At 61.0% G+C, this 18,072-nt stretch carries 12 protein-coding genes; 8 read left to right on the top strand and 4 right to left on the bottom strand.

Annotation, left to right across the window (positions count from 1 at the left end; translation table 11 throughout):
• The first annotated feature begins 141 nt into the window (after positions 1-141).
• The gene (locus tag ACIOVD_RS09180) at positions 142-1,971 is read left to right on the top strand and encodes a hypothetical protein (protein WP_095166483.1); all 1,830 of its coding nucleotides are present in this window, start codon (positions 142-144) and stop codon (positions 1,969-1,971) included.
• A gap of 2 nt (positions 1,972-1,973) precedes the next feature.
• Here the strand turns inward: ACIOVD_RS09180 and ACIOVD_RS09175 are convergent, their stop codons facing one another.
• Complete coding sequence (locus tag ACIOVD_RS09175; RefSeq protein WP_095166481.1) at positions 1,974-2,315, bottom strand: hypothetical protein; 342 nt, start codon at positions 2,313-2,315, stop codon at positions 1,974-1,976.
• A gap of 265 nt (positions 2,316-2,580) precedes the next feature.
• Positions 2,581-5,019 carry a Lon protease family protein gene (locus ACIOVD_RS09170; RefSeq protein ID WP_095166476.1) on the bottom strand — a complete coding sequence of 813 codons (2,439 nt, stop codon included), beginning with the start codon at positions 5,017-5,019 and terminating at the stop codon, positions 2,581-2,583.
• Between the two features lie 277 nt (positions 5,020-5,296).
• On the opposite strand from ACIOVD_RS09170, the gene ACIOVD_RS09165 reads away from it, so the two are divergent.
• The 5 genes from ACIOVD_RS09165 (at position 5,297) to ACIOVD_RS09145 (ending at position 9,090) form a co-directional block, all read left to right on the top strand.
• Positions 5,297-5,785 carry a DUF3015 domain-containing protein gene (locus tag ACIOVD_RS09165; protein WP_095166474.1) on the top strand — a complete coding sequence of 163 codons (489 nt, stop codon included), beginning with the start codon at positions 5,297-5,299 and terminating at the stop codon, positions 5,783-5,785.
• A gap of 92 nt (positions 5,786-5,877) precedes the next feature.
• Positions 5,878-7,731 (top strand): DUF4105 domain-containing protein, encoded by a 1,854-nt coding sequence (locus tag ACIOVD_RS09160; protein ID WP_401127245.1) that lies wholly within the window; start codon positions 5,878-5,880, stop codon positions 7,729-7,731.
• Between the two features lie 60 nt (positions 7,732-7,791).
• A complete protein-coding gene (locus tag ACIOVD_RS09155; protein ID WP_401127243.1) occupies positions 7,792-8,097 on the top strand; it encodes a chorismate mutase in 306 nt (101 codons plus the stop codon).
• An 82-nt stretch (positions 8,098-8,179) separates the two neighbouring features.
• Entirely contained in the window at positions 8,180-8,524 is a 345-nt protein-coding gene (locus ACIOVD_RS09150) for a hypothetical protein (protein WP_401127241.1), read from the top strand.
• Positions 8,525-8,595: 71 nt separating this feature from the next.
• Positions 8,596-9,090 carry a GreA/GreB family elongation factor gene (locus ACIOVD_RS09145; protein ID WP_401127239.1) on the top strand — a complete coding sequence of 165 codons (495 nt, stop codon included), beginning with the start codon at positions 8,596-8,598 and terminating at the stop codon, positions 9,088-9,090.
• Here ACIOVD_RS09145 and gdhA read toward each other — a convergent pair.
• Positions 9,087-10,424 carry an NADP-specific glutamate dehydrogenase gene (gene gdhA / locus ACIOVD_RS09140; protein ID WP_095166466.1) on the bottom strand — a complete coding sequence of 446 codons (1,338 nt, stop codon included), beginning with the start codon at positions 10,422-10,424 and terminating at the stop codon, positions 9,087-9,089. The genes ACIOVD_RS09145 and gdhA overlap by 4 nt on opposite strands.
• 264 nt (positions 10,425-10,688) lie before the next feature.
• Complete coding sequence (gene ettA, locus ACIOVD_RS09135) at positions 10,689-12,353, bottom strand: energy-dependent translational throttle protein EttA (RefSeq protein ID WP_095166464.1); 1,665 nt, start codon at positions 12,351-12,353, stop codon at positions 10,689-10,691.
• A gap of 283 nt (positions 12,354-12,636) precedes the next feature.
• On the opposite strand from ettA, the gene ACIOVD_RS09130 reads away from it, so the two are divergent.
• Positions 12,637-16,485 carry an EAL domain-containing protein gene (locus tag ACIOVD_RS09130; RefSeq protein ID WP_401127236.1) on the top strand — a complete coding sequence of 1,283 codons (3,849 nt, stop codon included), beginning with the start codon at positions 12,637-12,639 and terminating at the stop codon, positions 16,483-16,485.
• 254 nt (positions 16,486-16,739) lie between these two features.
• A complete protein-coding gene (gene glyA, locus ACIOVD_RS09125) occupies positions 16,740-17,993 on the top strand; it encodes a serine hydroxymethyltransferase (protein WP_095166449.1) in 1,254 nt (417 codons plus the stop codon).
• Positions 17,994-18,072 lie beyond the last annotated feature (79 nt).

Below are 18,072 nucleotides of genomic sequence, written 5' to 3'. Positions count from 1 at the left end.
GCTGGAAATGGCGGCGAGTATACCAGCCGCTCAAACACCCATAAACCGCTGGCAAATCCATAACCTGGAAGTCTGACCGAGGGTTTTCTGCTAGTGTCCAAAGCGTTCGCACCCACGTGCGTCGTACGGGAATACTGGAAAATGGATGTGCGCTTACCCTTGACGACGATCGGCCTGTGCCTGGTGGCGCTGCTCAGCGGCTGCTCGCCCGCGGACGAAAAGCCTGCGCAAAGCCTTGAAGACAAGACCGTCCAGTTCGAAAAGTCACTGGACGCCATCACCGACCCCAAGCTCAAGGATGCCGTATCCAGTCTCGGCGGCTCCCTGCTGCTGCTCGAACGCGCCCAACAGAAGCTGGCCGCCAAGCCGGTCGAAACCGAGTACGGTGACGACGCCATGGCGTTGCTCCGGCACTACGCAAGCCCGCAGGCGCTGGTCGACACCTACATCAATGGCCTGATCGTCCTGCGCAAGGATGCCAGCTCCGACTACCTGACCGACCTGCAACCGGTGTTCCCGTTCAACTTCAACATGCCCTCGGAGTTTCCCTTCCCCCACGGCCTGGAATGGCAATCGGTCACTCTTAGCAACAAGCAGGTCATCCCCTTCCAGGCCGAATGGTCGGAAACCGACCCCGGCATCCAGCTGAGCCCTTCAAGCTCGAGCTTGACCGCCCCGGATGACCTGACCCTCGCCTACCCCTTTGTCGAGGGACTGGAGGTGGCCAACAGCAGCCAGCCACAACCCCTGACCCTGCAAGGCAAGGTCGAAGTGATCGCACCGCACAAGGTCGCGACCTTCAACCTGAGCAAAAAGGACATCGGGCTTACACGGACCGAGGCCAACCTCAGCGTCACCCTGCACAGCCTCGAGAACAACTACGCCGAAATCACGGTCGACAACCGCGCAGCGCTGGCCCCAGAGGTCGGCGACACCCCGCTCAATCCACTGATCGTCCAGGCCCGGGACCAGACCGGGCAGTTCCTCGCACGCGCCGGCTCGATCAACGAAGACTCAGCACAAATAGCCTTCTATCAAAACCAACTGGCCGAGATGCAAAAACAGACCGCCTGGAGCGAGGCACTGGAAAAGCAGCTTAATGACGAACTGCAAGCCTTCGAGCGCCAGCAGAGCCATCATTACACCAAGGTCTACTTCAATGGCCCCATCGACAGCCTGGAAGTCAACGTGCTGGATTTTTCCGCCGCCACCGTGACCCGCAAGGAACTGGATCTGCCCGTCAGGCGTTTTGACCGCAACACCACCGACAAAACCATTCAAAGCCTCACCCCGCCCGTGGTGGTCTATGACGACCAGGCCGGCAACTGGCTCAAAGGCGCGAGCCTGGACGCGCAGCAACTGAAAAACAGCATTCGCATCACCCAGTCGGTGGAGGACGCCAGTGCCGCGCGCATTCAGTTCGACCACCCCAGCAGCTTCAACGATGAACTGCTCGGTAGCTCATTCAGCCCCGGCCCGACTCCGTTGACCTTCTTCACCCAGGATGACAATGGCCTGCGTGGCACTCCCATCGAGTTGCCAGCCGAAGCCTTCGAAATCGATCCATTACACGCCACCATCACCTACGACCTGACCCTGTTCCCCGAAACCCCGGCCTACGCCGTGGGCTCCATGCCACTGTTTCTCGCCGATATTGAAAAGCACAGCCTCGACGCCAGCAAATTACCCAAAGGCCTGGAGCTCAGGGGTAACGCCCTGCTGGTCGACCAGAAAGTATTCCCCGCGCAGGACTGGCGCTTCTTCGCCAAGGACGCGAGCGGCAACTACCTGAAGGAGATTTTGCTGGTCAGTCATGACGCCAACACAGAGGGCCCCGCAGTGCTGGACGTGCACTACTTCTATGGTCAGCCGAGCCAATTGGAAAGCTACCAGCGCACCGACCTGGAAACCATCGAGTATGGCTTTGAGGTCAAGCTCGACAAGGTGCAGAACCCCACCCCTGCCGAGTGAGGTCAATGCCTTGGAGTCGAATCGAAACCATCCTGGTTGCGGTACCGGCCGCCGTTGATTTCCCGTAGCTGGGCTTGCAGGTGCAAGCACCAGATCTGCGGGTCGTCGGCCAGTTGATAACCATGCAGAGTCAGGCTTTCAACGATGGTATCGAGTATCGATTCAGCCACAAAAGGGCCATGAAACGGGCCTTGGGCCTTGATCGCCGAAGGCTGTTCGCCTGCCATGCCGGCAGCAAACAGCAAGGTCCACATGCCAGTATCGCCGGCGAGCGGGCGCACACTGCATTCGATCCGGGTCACGAGACCCAGGCATTGGCGGGTAAGGCAGAGGTTGCGCGACATGGCGGCGACCCTCGATAGATCCGGTATTCAGCCTCCACGCGAAGGCTGTCTCGATCCAGTGATAACTGTCGATATCCTAGACCTGAGCATAGAAGAAAAGTCGAATCAGCAAGTTGCCGAGGGTAACGAAGCGCCGAATGGTCGCTGTTGGTTTTTTGACGTCATTCGCTGCGCCATAAAAAAGGAGCAAGGCTTACCCACGAAGGCGTCATTTCGTACGCATTCGCGGGTAAGCCTTGCTCCTACAGCGGGTAGATGACTGGGATCAAGCCGGCTTGGCTTCGGCCAGCGCCTCCTGCGCCAGTTCTTTCTCGGCCTCCTTCAAGTCCTCTTCGCTGATCATTTCCGCGATCACTCGCAAACGCTCCACCACCCGTGCGTTGACGCTGCCCTCAGGGAACTGGCCCTCCTCGTCCGGCTCACCGGCCGGCTCGCCAACCAGCAGGCTCAATGCCTCGTCGGCCTGGCGCACCGCATACACATGGAACTGCCCGGCCCGCACCGCCGCCAGGACCTTCTCATCGAGCATCAGCGTGGCCACGTTGGCCTGCGGGATGATTGCGCCCTGCTCACCGGTCAGTCCGCGAGCTTCGCACAGCCGGAAGAAGCCTTCGATTTTCTCGTTGACCCCACCCACTGCCTGTACTTCGCCGAACTGGTTGATCGAGCCGGTGATGGCGAAGCACTGCTTGAGCGGCGTCTTCGACAAGGCCGAGATCAGCGTACATGCCTCGCCCAACGACGCACTGTCGCCGTCGACATAACCGTAGGACTGCTCCAGGGCAATACTCGCCGAGATCGCCAACGGGAATTCCTGGGCATAACGACTGCCCAGGTAACCGGTGAGGATCATCACGCCCTTGGAGTGAATCGGCTGCCCGAGGTTGACCTCACGCTCAATGTCGACGATGCCACTGCCACCCGGGTAGACCGTCGCGGAAATCCGCGCCGGAACGCCGAAGGCCGAGTCACCCACTTCCAGCACCGTCAGCCCGTTGCACTTGCCCACGGCCGCGCCAGCGGTGTCGATCAGGATGATCCCCGCCAGCATGTCATCGAGAATCCGTGCCGAGACGCGCCCGGTACGGGTGGCCTTGGCCTTGAGTGCACGCTCGATATGCCCGGCGTCGGTCATTTCGTCGCCGGCCAGGTGCCGGATGAAGTCCGCCTCGCTGACCAACTGGAACAGGTCGCCGATGCGTGCCGACAAACGCCCCTGGTGCTCGGCCAGGCGCGCACTGTAAGTCGCCAGGCGCGCCACCGCATCGGCGGTCAGCGGGGCCATGCCTTCTTCCGAAGTGCGAGTCTTGAGCAACTGGGCGAACTGCTCCAGGCTCTCGTCGACCATTGGAATGTCTTCGTCGAAATCCACCAGCACCCGGAACATCTCCTGGAAGTCTGGATCCAGGTCCTGCAGCGTGTAGTACAACTGGCGGGCGCCAATGATGACCACCTTGACCTGCAACGGAATGTGTTGCGGCGTCAGCGTCACCGTGGCCAGGCGGCCCATCTCCCCGAGTGGCGATTCCATTTTCAGCTTGCGCGACTGCAGGGCACGCTTGAGCGCATCCCACACGAACGGCTCGCTGAGCATTTTTTCCGCTTCCAGGATCAGGAACCCACCATTGGCCCGGTGCAAGGCACCGGGTCGCAGTTGACGATAGGTGGTATAGAGCGCGCCCTGATCGGTGCTGTACTCGATGCGGCCGAACAGGTTTTCGTAGGTCGGGTGCGGTTCAAACACCACCGGCGCACCGCCACTGACCGAATGCCCCACCACCAGGCTCGGCGCGTATTGCTCCTCCAGCAGTTTGCGAGCGACGGCGTCGGTCTTGCTGTCGTCGACCAATTGCTCGACCACGGTCTTGAGCAAGTACACCTGCATCGCCTGCAGGTAACCGCACACCGCTGCATTTTCCGCGTACTTTTCCGACAGCGGCGCAAGCAATGGCTGCAAGGCCAGGGTGATGGTTTCTTCGTTCAGGTGACGCATCTGATTGCTGGATTCACGCTTCCACTGCGGCAGGCTGGCGAGCTCCTCGTTGAGTCGCTCTTCCAGCCCGGAAATATCTTCGTGGAACTGCTCGCGCACTGCTTCCGGCAACTGGGCGAACTCAGCCTCATCCAGCGCCTTGCCCTCACTCATCGGAGTGAAGGCGATATTGGTGCTGTCGCGGTACAACGCGACTTCTTTCTCCAGTGCCAGACGCTCGATCACATCCAGTGCACGGTCGTAGCGCTGGTTGAACGCGCGGTCGATGGCGCTTTTCTTTTGCTGGTAGGACGGGTGTTCAAAGACCGCAGGAAAGGTCGCGAGTAAGTTGTCGATCAGGCCATTGATATCGGCGATGAATGCACCGGCCGTGCCCGAGGGCAACTCCAGGGCGCGGGGTTCGCGTGGCTCATCGAAATTGTTGACGTAGACCCAGTCCGCCGGGGTCTGCAGGCGCTTGCCTTCGGCCTTGAGGTAGCGTTTGACGAACGAGAACCGACCAGTGCCAGGCTCACCCATGACAAACACGTTGTAACCGGGGCGTGGCATGGCCACACCGAACTGCAAGGCTTCGACCGCGCGTTCCTGGCCGAGCACACCGCGAAAAGGCTCCAGATCATTGGTGGTAGAGAAGCTGAACTGTTCAGCGGAAAACGGACGGGTCAGCGCTTCGGGCGCTAGACGCAAGCTGGCAGCAACAGGATCAGGCATCGGGCTTCCTTACATCAGGCGGGGCAGTTGGAGGCATTCTGGCGCTGCCTGCACCTGACTGGCAAGGCGCGCCTTGGGTAAAAGCATAGTCAAACGCCGAACCCTACCCAGGCGCCGGCTAAATCACTGGTTTGAGGAATATTTTTCCAAAAAACCACGGAACCCACGGAACCTGCCTAAACTCCAAACTGCGCGGCTGGACTAATAACCGGCCCACTGATGCCAAGTTGGCCTCAGAACTCCTGTCCATTGGTACGCACATAAAGAGAACAAAGCTATGAAACGGATTCTTCTTGGTACTCTCTTCACCGCTGTATCCCTCAACGCCATGGCGCAGGCGCCAGGCGGTCCGGATTGCGGTTGGGGCAACATGCTGTTTGAAGGTCAGCGTGGCACCCCGGCTCACTTCCTGGCTTCCACCACCAACGGCACCTCCGGCAACGCCACGTTCGGCATGACCTCCGGCACCAACGGCTGCGCGACCAACGCTGCGCTGACCTATGGTGGCAAGTCCTGGTTCGCCATGAACGGCATGATAAACGAGCTGTCCGAAGACATGGCCAAGGGTCAGGGTGAAGCACTGACCACTTACGCTGTGGTCCTGGGCGTCGCACCGGAAGACCGTGCGCACTTCGCCGCCGTTACCCACGAACATTTCCAGCAGATCTTCAGCAAGGCTGACGTGACCGCTGAAGATGTGCATACCAATACCCTGGCCGTACTCAAGGCCGATACTCGCCTGGCCAAATACGCCACCCCAGCTTAAGCTCGACCTCACCCGCCCTCTCACCGGGGCGGGTTTTGTTTTTTGGACCTGACTGCATTTGGTCTTTATTTTTTCGACTTAAGTTGCCCACCATGCTCAAACGCCTTGCCTGTCTGGCGCTGTTTGTCTGCGCCCCGCTGTCCGCCGCGCCCCACCTCGACAACCAACGCCTGCAGCAACTGGCCAACGACCCGTTCTGGATTTCCCTGGGCCACTACGAAACCGCCAAGCTGGGCGGCTGGCGCAGCTACATCAGCGACCACAAATTTTTCCTGGCCCGCGACGGTGCCGAACACCCGGATACCGAACTGGCGGCCACCGTACAGGCGCTGTATGCCCCGGCCAGCCTCGGCCAGCAACATGCACAATGCGTTTACCCGGCGCGTACCCGCTGGCTGCAGGCGCAACTGCAGCTCAACGACCTGCCCGCGGTGGACTGCAGCGAATTCAAGCAATGGTTCAAGGATGTCTCGCCCCACAGTGCGGTGATGATTTTCCCTGCGGCCTACCTCAACAGCCCGTCTTCTATGTTCGGCCACACGCTGTTGCGGATCGACCAGGCCGGCGTACAAAGCGACAACACTGCCCTGCTCAGCTATGCGATCAACTTCGGCGCCTACATTGAGGGCTCGGACAACAGCATCCTGTATGCCTGGAAGGGTTTGATGGGCGGCTACCCAGGCTTGTTCGCCCTGGTCCCCTACCAGGAAAAACTCTCGGAATACCGCAGCCTGGAGAACCGCGACCTGTGGGAGTACCGGCTGAACCTGACCCAGGTCGAAACCGAGCGCATGGTCGAGCACGTCTGGGAACTGAAGCAGATCCAGTTCGACTATTTCTTCTTCGATGAAAACTGCTCTTACCGCCTGCTGGAGCTGCTGCAGGTGGCACGACCGGGGCTCAAGCTGACCGAACAATTCCCACTGACGGCCATTCCCACCGACACCGTCAAGGCGGTGAAAGATGCCGGGCTGGTGGAAAAAATCGACTATCGGCCGTCCCGCGAGCGCGAGTTGCTGAGCCGCGCCGAAACACTGTCTGACGAAGAGCAGCAGTGGGTGCTGAAGGTCAGCGCCGACCCGCAACAATTGCAGGCACCCGCCTGCAAGGCCCTGCCACGGGACCGCCAGGCACTGATCATCGACGCCGCCTACCGCCTGGAACGCTACCGCGCCAATGGCCAGGAGCGCGACCCGGCACGAGCGCAACGCAGTTTCGAACTACTGCGGGCGATCAACCAGAATCCACCACCGGAGCTAGCCATCGAGCGCCCGGGCCTGCCGGAAGACGGGCACCAATCACGCACCTGGCAGGCGGGTATCGGTACCCGTGGCGACCAGGCGTTCGGTGAATATGGCCTGCGCATGGCGTATCACGACCTCAACGACAATGCCGAGAGCTTCCCGCTGGGCGCACAGATTGAGATCCTGCAGATGAAATTGCGCCAGTACGAGGGCAACCAGTGGCAGTTGCAACAACTGGACCTGGCCACCATCCGCTCCCTGACGCCACGCAACGAGCTCCTGCAACCCTGGTCCTGGCAAGTTACCGGCGGCCTGGAACGGGTGCCGGGCAAGCACGATGACGAGACCCTGGTCAGCCATGTCAACGGCGGTGCCGGCGGTACCTGGCAATTGGGCGACGATGTGCTGGGGTTTGCCCTTGGCACGGTGCGGGTCGAACACAACAATGACTTCGCCGAGTTCATCTCGCCGGCGGCCGGCTTCAACAGTGGCCTGCTGTGGCGCAACCCACTGGGCAACCTGAGCCTGGAAACCCGCGGCGATTTCTTCACCAACGGCGAGGTGCGCCGTAGCCTGAGCCTGAACCAGCAGTGGGAACTGTCGCGCAACCTCGGCCTGCGCCTGAGCGCCCAGCGCGAATTCAGCCACCTCGCATCGGCGCAGAACGAGGTGATGCTGGAGCTGAAGTGGTATCACTATTGAGCGGCCTTTAGGCGCATGCCTTCGCTGACCAGCCCCCCAAAAAACACGAACGGAAAATACATGGACGTCCACTGCCACACTCTCGAAGAAGTACGCACCCATATCGATCGCCTGGACCGGCAGATCGTCACCCTGCTGGCCGAACGTGGTGCCTATGTGGCGCAGGCGGCCCGCTTCAAGAAAGACGTTGATGCGGTCAAAGCGCCGCAACGGGTGGAACAGGTCATCGCCAAGGTGCGCGCGTTATCCGAGCAAGTCGGCGCCCACCCCAATGTGACCGAACAGGTATACCGAGCCATGATCGCCGCGTTCATCGATCAGGAACTGACCGAGCACAGTCGCCTGGCAGGCGCGCCAACGGAATAATCACAGGCTTTTCACGGATCCCTGACTGCGTCAGATGCAGACTCTGCCGATCTACCGTTAAACACGGGTGCGGGAGTCTGGAATGTGGCGTGGTGCAGTTGTGCTGGGGTTACTGTGGATGGTCGCGGGCTGTCAGTCGACGCACCAGGAGCTGCTCGCCAGAGGTTACCCACCGGCCTACGCCGATGGTTTCGATGACGGTTGCAGCAGTGGCCGACAGGCAGCCGGGGCGATCAGCGGGGAGTTTCGCAAAGACGTACCGCGCTACCTCAACCAGGCGCCCTACGCCGAAGGCTGGAGTGACGGTTTTCGCCAGTGCCAGGCCATGCGCGAGAATCAGGAGCGCACCGACCACCAGAACGAACGGGATCGGGCCTGGCAGCAAGAGAAAGATCGTGACACAGCGCGGGCTTATCGCTCGCAGTAGGTCGCTTTTGAACAACCCAGGAAACTAAAAGCCTGCGAGCATGGCCTAAACCCCATACAGGGAGAACCGCCATGAGCCGCGCTTTCGTCAATGAAGATAACGCCGCCGCCCAAGCCGACCAGCCCGTCGAGCGCCAGGTCAGCAGCCAACCCAATTACGTCACCCCCGACGGCCTGCGCCAGTTGCAGGACAAGGTCGCCGAACTGCAGACCCTGCACAGCGCGCAGTCGGCCCTCGGTGAGCAAGCCGACCAGCAGCGCCTGGCGGATCTGCAGCGCGACCTGCGCTACTACCACCAACGCCTGCAAAGCGCTCAGGTCGTGCCCCCGGCCACCTCGACCGACAAGGTGCAGATCGGCAGTTGGGTGACCTATGCCGATGAGCAAGGCACTGAGCGGCGCGTGCAACTGGTCGGTGAAGACCAGGCTGTTGCCGCCCAGGGCCTGATCAACTGGAGCTCACCACTGGGCCGCGCATTGCTGGGCGCGCAACTCAATGATGAAGTGCTGTGGCAACGCCCCGCCGGCGATCAACTGATCGAAGTGATCCGCATCGAAGCCGCTTAAACCACGCCCTGGGCGAGCATTGCGTCGGCGACTTTGACGAAACCGGCGATGTTCGCGCCCTTGACGTAGTTGATCTGCCCGTTTTCTTCGCCGTAGTGCACGCATGCGTGGTGGATCGACTGCATGATGTTGTGCAACTTGCTGTCGACTTCACCGGCAGTCCACAGCAGGCGCATGGCGTTCTGCGACATTTCCAGGCCACTGACCGCGACACCGCCGGCGTTCGACGCCTTGCCCGGGGCGAACAGGATTCCAGCCTCGATGAAGATATCCACGGCCGCCAGGGTAGTCGGCATGTTCGCCCCTTCGGCGACACAGATGCAGCCATTGCGCAGCAAGGTGCGCGCAGCCTCGGCGTCCAGTTCGTTCTGCGTGGCACACGGCAGCGCGATGTCACACGCCAAGTCCCACGGGCTTTGTCCGGCACGAAACTCCAGGCCGAACCGTGCGGCCAGTTCGCTGATGCGGCCGCGCTTGACGTTTTTCAGCTCCAGCAGCGCCGACCATTGCTCCTCGCTCAGCCCACCCTCGCAGTACAGCGTACCTTCGGAGTCGGAGAGGGAAATCACCTGGCCGCCCAGGTCCATGACCTTGCGCGCTGCGTACTGCGCGACGTTGCCGGAGCCGGAGATTGCCACACGCTTGCCCTGCACCTTTTCACCGCGGCGCTTGAGCATTTCCTCGGCAAAGTACACGCAACCAAAACCGGTGGCCTCCGGGCGAATCAGGCTGCCGCCATAGCTCATGCCCTTGCCGGTCAACACGCTGGTGAACTGGTTGCTCAGGCGCTTGTATTGGCCGAACAGGAAGCCGATTTCCCGCGCGCCCACGCCGATGTCGCCGGCTGGAACGTCAACGTCCGAGCCGATATGGCGATACAGCTCGCTCATGAAGGCCTGGCAGAAGCGCATCACTTCGGCGTCGCTCTTGCCCTTCGGATCGAAGTCCGAGCCGCCCTTGCCACCGCCCATCGGCAGTGAAGTCAGGGAGTTCTTGAACGTTTGCTCGAAGGCCAGGAACTTCAGCACACCCATGTTCACCGACGGGTGGAAACGCAGGCCGCCCTTGTACGGGCCGATGGCGCTGTTCATCTGGATCCGGAATCCGCGATTGACCTGCACCGCGCCGTGATCGTCGACCCAGGAAACGCGAAACACCACGGCCCGCTCCGGCTCACAGATGCGCTCCAGGATGCCGGAAGTCAGGTAGTGGGGATTGGCTTCGAGAAAGGGCCACAGGCTGCGTAGGACCTCTTCGACGGCCTGATGGAATTCAGGTTGGTCAGGGTCACGTTTTTTCAGGCGCGCAAGGAAGGATTCGACAGATTCGATCATGGAAAAGTCTCGGCAAATTTATTGTCGTTGGGAGAGATTGAGCCGGACTGTAACAAACGAGAGGAGCACCGGAACAGCGCAAAATGTCGCAGTTATGAAATTAAATGGTGCAATGGATATAACTTAAGCCAATTTTTGCGCCGTTTGTGCACAGAAACAGGGACCCAAGATCAGCATTTCGCACCATCAGTGACAGCGCCCTGGCGAACCGACCGCCATAAAAAACGGAGCCCGCAGGCTCCGTTATTTCATGCCACCAACCAATCAGGCCAGTTTTTTGTGGCGTACCCGGTGTGGCTGGGCAGCCGCTTCGCCAAGACGCTTTTTGCGGTCGGCTTCGTACTCGGTGTAGTTACCTTCGAAGAAGATCGCCTGCGAGTCGTCTTCGTACGCCAGGATGTGCGTCGCCACGCGGTCAAGGAACCACCGATCGTGAGAGATCACAATGGCGGCGCCCGGGAAGTCCAGCAGGGCTTCTTCCAGGGAACGCAGGGTTTCAACGTCGAGGTCGTTGGACGGTTCGTCGAGCAGCAGCACGTTGCCGCCCTCTTTCAGGGTCAGGGCCAGGTGCAAGCGACCACGCTCACCACCGGACAGGTCCTTGACGAACTTCTGCTGATCGCCGCCCTTGAAGTTGAAACGGCCCACGTAGGTGCGCGACGGGATCTCGTAGTTGCCGATGCGGATCTGGTCGGAACCGTCGGAGATCTGCTGGAACACAGTCTTGCTGCCATCCAGGTCTTCGCGGCTCTGGTCCACACACGCCAGTTGCACGGTTTCACCGACTTCGATGCTGCCCGAATCCGGCTGTTCCTTGCCCATCAGCATGCGGAACAGGGTGGATTTACCCGCACCGTTACCGCCGATCACGCCAACGATGGCGCCTTTAGGCATGGAGAACGACAGGTTGTCGATCAGCACGCGATCGCCGTAGCCCTTGGTGACGTTCTTGAACTCGATGACCTTGTCGCCCAGGCGCGGACCGGCCGGGATGTAGATCTCGTTGGTTTCGCTGCGCTTCTGGAATTCCTGCGACTGCATTTCTTCGAAGCGTTGCAGGCGAGCCTTGGATTTCGACTGACGGGCCTTGGCGCCTTTGCGCACCCATTCCAGTTCTTCTTTCATGGCCTTTTCGTGGGCCGACTGCTGCTTGGATTCGGCCGCCAGACGATCGGACTTGGCTTCCAGCCAGCCCGAATAGTTGCCTTCGTAAGGAATGCCCGCACCGCGGTCAAGTTCCAGAATCCAGCCGGCAACGTTGTCCAGGAAGTACCGGTCGTGCGTAATCGCTACCACAGTACCCGGGAAGTCGTGCAGGAAGTGCTCCAGCCAGGCCACGGAATCGGCATCCAGGTGGTTGGTTGGTTCGTCGAGCAGCAACATGTCCGGGGCGGACAGCAGCAGGCGGCACAGGGCCACACGACGCTTCTCACCACCGGAAAGGAATTCGACCTTGGCATCCCAGGCCGGCAGGCGCAGCGCATCGGCGGCGACTTCCAGTTGGCGTTCCAGGTTATGGCCATCGCTGGCTTGCAGGATGGCTTCGAGCTTGGCCTGTTCAGCGGCCAATTTGTCGAAGTCGGCGTCTTCTTCAGCGTACGCCGCGTAGACCTCGTCCAGGCGTGCCTGGGCGTTCTTGATCACGCTGACCGCTTCCTCGACCACTTCACGCACGGTCTTGGTCGGATCCAGGATAGGTTCCTGCGGCAGGTAGCCGATGTTCAGGTCCGGCATCGGACGAGCTTCGCCCTCGAACTCGGTGTCGACGCCGGCCATGATTTTCAGCAGCGTGGACTTACCCGAACCGTTGAGGCCGAGAACGCCGATCTTCGCGCCAGGGAAGAACGACAGCGAAATGTTTTTCAGGATTTCCCGCTTCGGCGGAACAACTTTGCCCAGCCGATGCATGGTGAAGACGTATTGAGCCATGGAGAACCTAGCGTCAGTAACGGTGGAATAAAGCGGGCCAAGCCCGTGTCAGGCCATGCGCGGCGCGGACATGGACCGGGGGTCGATGCCTGCTTGCGTAAAAAAGCCTGAATGTCTGGGGCTGGAACGCCCTGCGTAACCGGCAAAGCTACCTCAATGTGGCATACCCGTCCAGCCGGACGGGGCTGGCACTTTGCCACAACTCAAGGCATGCTAGCCGCCCTTCGGGCGTCAGGCTTATAGTGCACGTCGCGCCAGTCCAGCCCCACCGCAGGATTACAGATTGTCCAATGCCACTCCGCCTTCCTCCGCGCGCGCACTGAACCCTGCGACCGGATCGCCCCTGCGCGGGACGCTCAAAGGCGCCTTGGCGATGCTGGTGCTGCTGTTGCTCGGACTGTTGTTCTGGCAGTTGCTCGATCAGTTGCACGAAACCCAGAAAGACCAACGCCAGCACACCATCGACTACACCGCCGACCTGGCCGCCCAAGTCAGCCTGAACATGGCGCTGAATGCGCAGATCGCACTCAATCTGCTACCGATCGTCGAACAACCGCAAACTGCTGAGCAGCAACAGGCCCTGCTGCGCAAATTGCAGCAGTCGCTGCCGGATCTGCTCAGCGTGGCGCTGCTCAGCCCCTCGGGCAAAGTGCTCAAGGACAGCGCCAACACCACCCCGGATGCCGACTACCTGAACGAACTGGTCAGGCGCAGTCACGCCCAGGCGCACTATTTCAGCAACGCCAATGACGGTTCGGTGGTGCACCTGCTGCTGCATCAGGCCAGCGGCAACACTCGCGGCTACTGGGCCCTGCGCCTGCGACCGAATTTTTTCGCCGGCCTGGCCAAGCAGAGCGAAGGCACCCTACGTCCGCTGTGGCTGGTGGAAAACCGCATCAATCATCAAATCATCAGCCGTGAAGACCTGCGACCCTCGGCCCAGCCGAGCCTGCTGACCGCGCAGGACCAGGCCAACACCGTGCTGACCGTGCCGCTGAGCAGCAGCGACTGGCAACTGCGCGGCCTGTTCGACCGCCAGCGGGTGATCGAGGAGCTGCTGCCGGCCTTCATCGGTAAATGCCTGCTGGGGCTGGCACTGTCTCTGTTGCCGTTCATCGCCCTGTTGAGCATGCGCCGCCGCCAACACCAGTTGCATGAAGGCCGCAGGCGTTACCAGGACATTTTCGATGGCACCGGTGTTGCGCTGTGCGTACTGGATCTGTCGGGACTCCACAGCGCCTTCGATAAAACCCGGGTGCACGACAGCGAAACCCTGCGTGCCGCCCTGGACAGTCACGAACAACGTCAGTCACTGCTGCAGGAACTGCGCATCACCGAAGTCAACCAGGTGGCCTTGCACCTGCTCGGTGTCGAGTCCTGCGCGCAGGCCTGGCAACTGCTGATCGAAGGCCGGCCACTGGACGACAACAGCATTGGCGCCGCGCTGCTGGAGGCCGTGCTCAACCAGCAGGGCCAGTTGGAACTGGAAATCAAACTCAAGGATGACCAGGGCCAGGATCAACACCTGTGGCTGGTCCTGCACCTGCCCCAGGAGCAACCGGACTACCGCGCGGTGATCCTGAGCATCAACGACATCACCAGCCGCAAGCTGGTGGAACTGTCGCTACAGGAGCGTGAAAGCTTCTGGTCCGACGTGGTGCGCACCGTGCCCGATCACCTGTACGTCCAGGATGTGCTCAGCCAGCGCATGATCTACAGCAACCACCACCTGGGGCAGACCCTGGGCTACAACAAGTCCGAACTGCAACAGATGGGCGAGTACTTCTGGGAAATCCTCCTGCACCCGGAAGACGCCGAGCTCTACCACCGCCTGCGCGAGGAGCAACGCCAGGCCGGTTATCGCCAGTTGCGCCAGTGCCCGCTGCGCTTTCGCCACCGCGACGGCCAGTGGCGCTGCTTCGAAGTGCGCGAGCAGGCGTTGGCGCGGGATGCCGACGAGCAGGTCACGCGGATCATCGGCGTCGCCAAGGACATCACCGATCAGATCGAAGCCAGCGAATCCCTGCGCGACAGTGAGCAGCGCTACCGCATGCTCGCTGAAAGCATCAGCGACGTGATCTTCTCCACCAACAACACACTCGCGCTGAACTACGTCAGCCCATCGGTGCAGGCCGTGCTCGGCTATGACGCGAACTGGATCTTCCAGAACGGCTGGCAGTCCATCGTCGCCAACCCGCAGCAACTGACCGGCATCTACAGCCTGATGGACCGCGTCAGCCGGGCCTTGAACCAATCCGAACAACTGGCACAACTGCGCAGCCAGGTGCAGACCCAGCTATTCCTGTTCGACTGCCTGCGCGCTGATGGCCGCAAGATCCCGATCGAGTTGCGGCTGGTGCTGGTGTGGGACGAGCACGACGCCTTCGAAGGCGTGCTGGGAGTCGGTCGCGACATCAGCCAGCAACGGCGCGCAGAGAAAGACCTGCGCATGGCCGCCACGGTTTTCGAACACTCGACGTCGGCGATCCTGATCACCGACCCCGCCGGCTACATCGTGCAGGCCAACGACGCCTTCAGCCGGGTCAGTGGCTACGCGGTGTCCCAGGTCCTCGATCAACTGCCGAACATGTTGACCGTCGACGAGCAGCAGGAAGCGCACCTGGGCTACATCCTCAAGCAACTGCACCAGCACCGCAGCTGGGAAGGTGAAATCTGGCTCAAGCGCCGCAACGGCGAGCATTACCCGGCCTGGGTCGGCATCACCGCGGTGCTCGATGACGAGGGCGACCTGGCCAGCTACGTGTGCTTTTTCAGCGACATCAGCGAGCGCAAGGCCAGCGAGCAGCGGATTCACCGCCTCGCCTACTACGATGCCCTGACCCACCTGCCCAACCGCACCCTGTTCCAGGACCGCCTGCACACGGCCTTGCAAACGGCGCAGCGGCACAAGTCCTGGGTGGTGCTGATGTTCCTTGACCTGGACCGCTTCAAGCCGATCAACGACTCCCTGGGCCACGCTGCCGGCGATCGCATGCTCAAGGACATGGCCACCCGCCTGCTCGGCTGCGTCGACGACGATGACACCGTGGCCCGCATGGGTGGCGACGAGTTCACCCTGCTGCTGCAACCGCGCACCACCCGCGAACTGGCGCTGAACCGGGCGATTCATGTCGCCGAGCAGATTCTCGCCAGCCTGGTGAAGCCGTTTGTCCTCGAAGGCCGTGAGTTCTTTGTGACCGCCAGTATCGGCATCGCCTTGAGCCCGCAGGACGGCAACGAACTTAGCCAGTTGATGAAAAACGCCGACACGGCGATGTACCACGCCAAGGAACGCGGCAAGAACAACTTCCAGTTCTACCAGGCGGAGATGAACGCCAGCGCCCTGGAACGCCTGGAACTGGAAAGCGACCTGCGCCACGCCCTCGAGCAGAATGAATTCGTGCTGTATTACCAGCCGCAGTTCAGCGGCGATGGCAAGCGCCTGACCGGGGCTGAAGCCCTGCTGCGCTGGCAGCATCCGCGGCGCGGGCTGGTGCCACCGGGGGACTTCATTCCGGTGCTGGAAGAGCTCGGGCTAGTGGTGGACGTTGGTGACTGGGTGATCCGCGAGGCCTGTCAGCAACTCAAGCGCTGGCACCAGGCGCAGGTGCGCGTGCCGAAGGTCTCGGTGAACATTTCCGCGCGGCAGTTCTCCGATGGCCAGCTCGGCACCCGCATCGCCACCATCCTCAAGGACACAGGCCTGGCGCCGGCCTGCCTGGAGCTGGAGCTGACCGAAAGCATCCTGATGCGCGAAGTCAGCGAGGCCATGCAGATCCTCGCCGGCCTGAAGAACCTCGGCCTGAGCATCGCGGTCGACGACTTCGGCACCGGTTATTCATCGCTTAACTACCTCAAGCAGTTCCCGATCGACGTGCTGAAAATCGACCGCACCTTTGTCGACGGCCTGCCGTCTGGTGAGCAGGATGCACAGATTGCCCGGGCGATCATTGCCATGGCCCACAGCTTGAACCTGGCGGTGATCGCCGAGGGCGTGGAAACCCATGAGCAACTGGAATTCCTGCGTGAGCATGATTGCGACGAGGTGCAGGGTTATCTGTTCGGCAGGCCGATGCCGGCGGCGCGGTTTGAAGCGCAGTTCAGCAATGATGCGCTCTTCATGCTCGACTGACGTCCTGCACAGAGGCTGATGGCCTCATCGCGAGCAAGCTCGCTCCCACAGGATTTGGGGAGGCACATAAAATTTGTGGACCCCGAAAATCCCCTGTGGGAGCGAGCTTGCTCGCGATGGGGCCAGCATGATCACCGCTGATCCCGTCATGAAGCCCACTTGTCTGCGACATGATGTCGTTTCATATGCCAGACAAAAGCCATTGAGTTAGAATGCCTCCCTTTTCTGCCCCCACCCGATCCTTGAGGACCGCCATGTTCAGCCGTGATTTGACCATTGCCAAGTACGACGCCGACCTTTTTGCCGCCATGGAGCAAGAAGCTCAGCGCCAGGAAGAACACATCGAGCTGATCGCTTCGGAGAACTACACCAGCCCAGCGGTGATGGAAGCTCAAGGCTCGGTACTGACCAACAAGTACGCCGAAGGTTACCCGGGCAAGCGCTACTACGGCGGTTGCGAGTTCGTCGACGTGGTTGAGCAACTGGCAATTGATCGCGCCAAGGAACTGTTCGGCGCCGATTACGCCAACGTTCAGCCGCACGCCGGCTCCCAGGCCAACAGCGCCGTTTACCTGGCCCTGCTGTCGGCTGGCGACACCATCCTGGGCATGAGCCTGGCCCACGGTGGTCACCTGACCCACGGTGCCAGCGTTTCGTCCTCCGGCAAGCTGTACAACGCCATCCAGTACGGCATCGACGCCAACGGCCTGATCGACTACGACGAAGTCGAGCGCCTGGCGGTCGAGCACAAGCCAAAAATGATCGTCGCCGGTTTCTCTGCCTACTCGCAGATCCTCGACTTCCCGCGCTTCCGCGAAATCGCTGACAAGGTTGGCGCCTACCTGTTCGTCGACATGGCTCACGTAGCCGGTCTGGTCGCTGCAGGCGTCTACCCGAACCCGGTGCCATTCGCTGACGTAGTGACCACCACTACCCACAAGACCCTGCGCGGTCCACGTGGCGGCCTGATCCTGGCTCGCGCCAACGCCGACATCGAGAAGAAGCTGAACTCCGCAGTATTCCCGGGCGCCCAGGGTGGTCCGCTGGAGCACGTGATCGCCGCTAAAGCGATCTGCTTCAAGGAAGCACTGCAGCCTGAGTTCAAGACCTACCAGCAACAAGTGGTGAAAAACGCCCAGGCCATGGCCAGCGTGTTCATCGAGCGTGGTTTTGACGTGGTCTCCGGCGGTACTGAAAACCACCTGTTCCTGCTGTCGCTGATCAAGCAGGAAATCTCCGGTAAAGACGCCGACGCCGCTCTGGGCAAAGCGTTCATCACCGTCAACAAGAACTCGGTACCGAACGATCCACGCTCCCCGTTCGTCACCTCCGGCCTGCGCTTCGGCACCCCGGCTGTGACCACTCGTGGCTTCAAGGAAGCCGAGTGCAAGGAACTGGCCGGCTGGATCTGCGACATCCTGGCAGACCTGAACAACGAAGCGGTAATCGACGCTGTTCGTGAAAAAGTAAAAGCTATCTGCAAGAAGCTGCCGGTATACGGCGCTTAATCAGCCCCGCTAAATCGCAGTCATAAAAACCGGTCAGAGATGACCGGTTTTTTATTGCCTGGAGTTTAATGCGCGATAA

The sequence above is a fragment of the Pseudomonas sp. NPDC087626 genome, assembly GCF_044743405.1.
Lineage (GTDB): Bacteria > Pseudomonadota > Gammaproteobacteria > Pseudomonadales > Pseudomonadaceae > Aquipseudomonas.
This window is presented reverse-complemented; position numbering and strand designations above follow the sequence as displayed.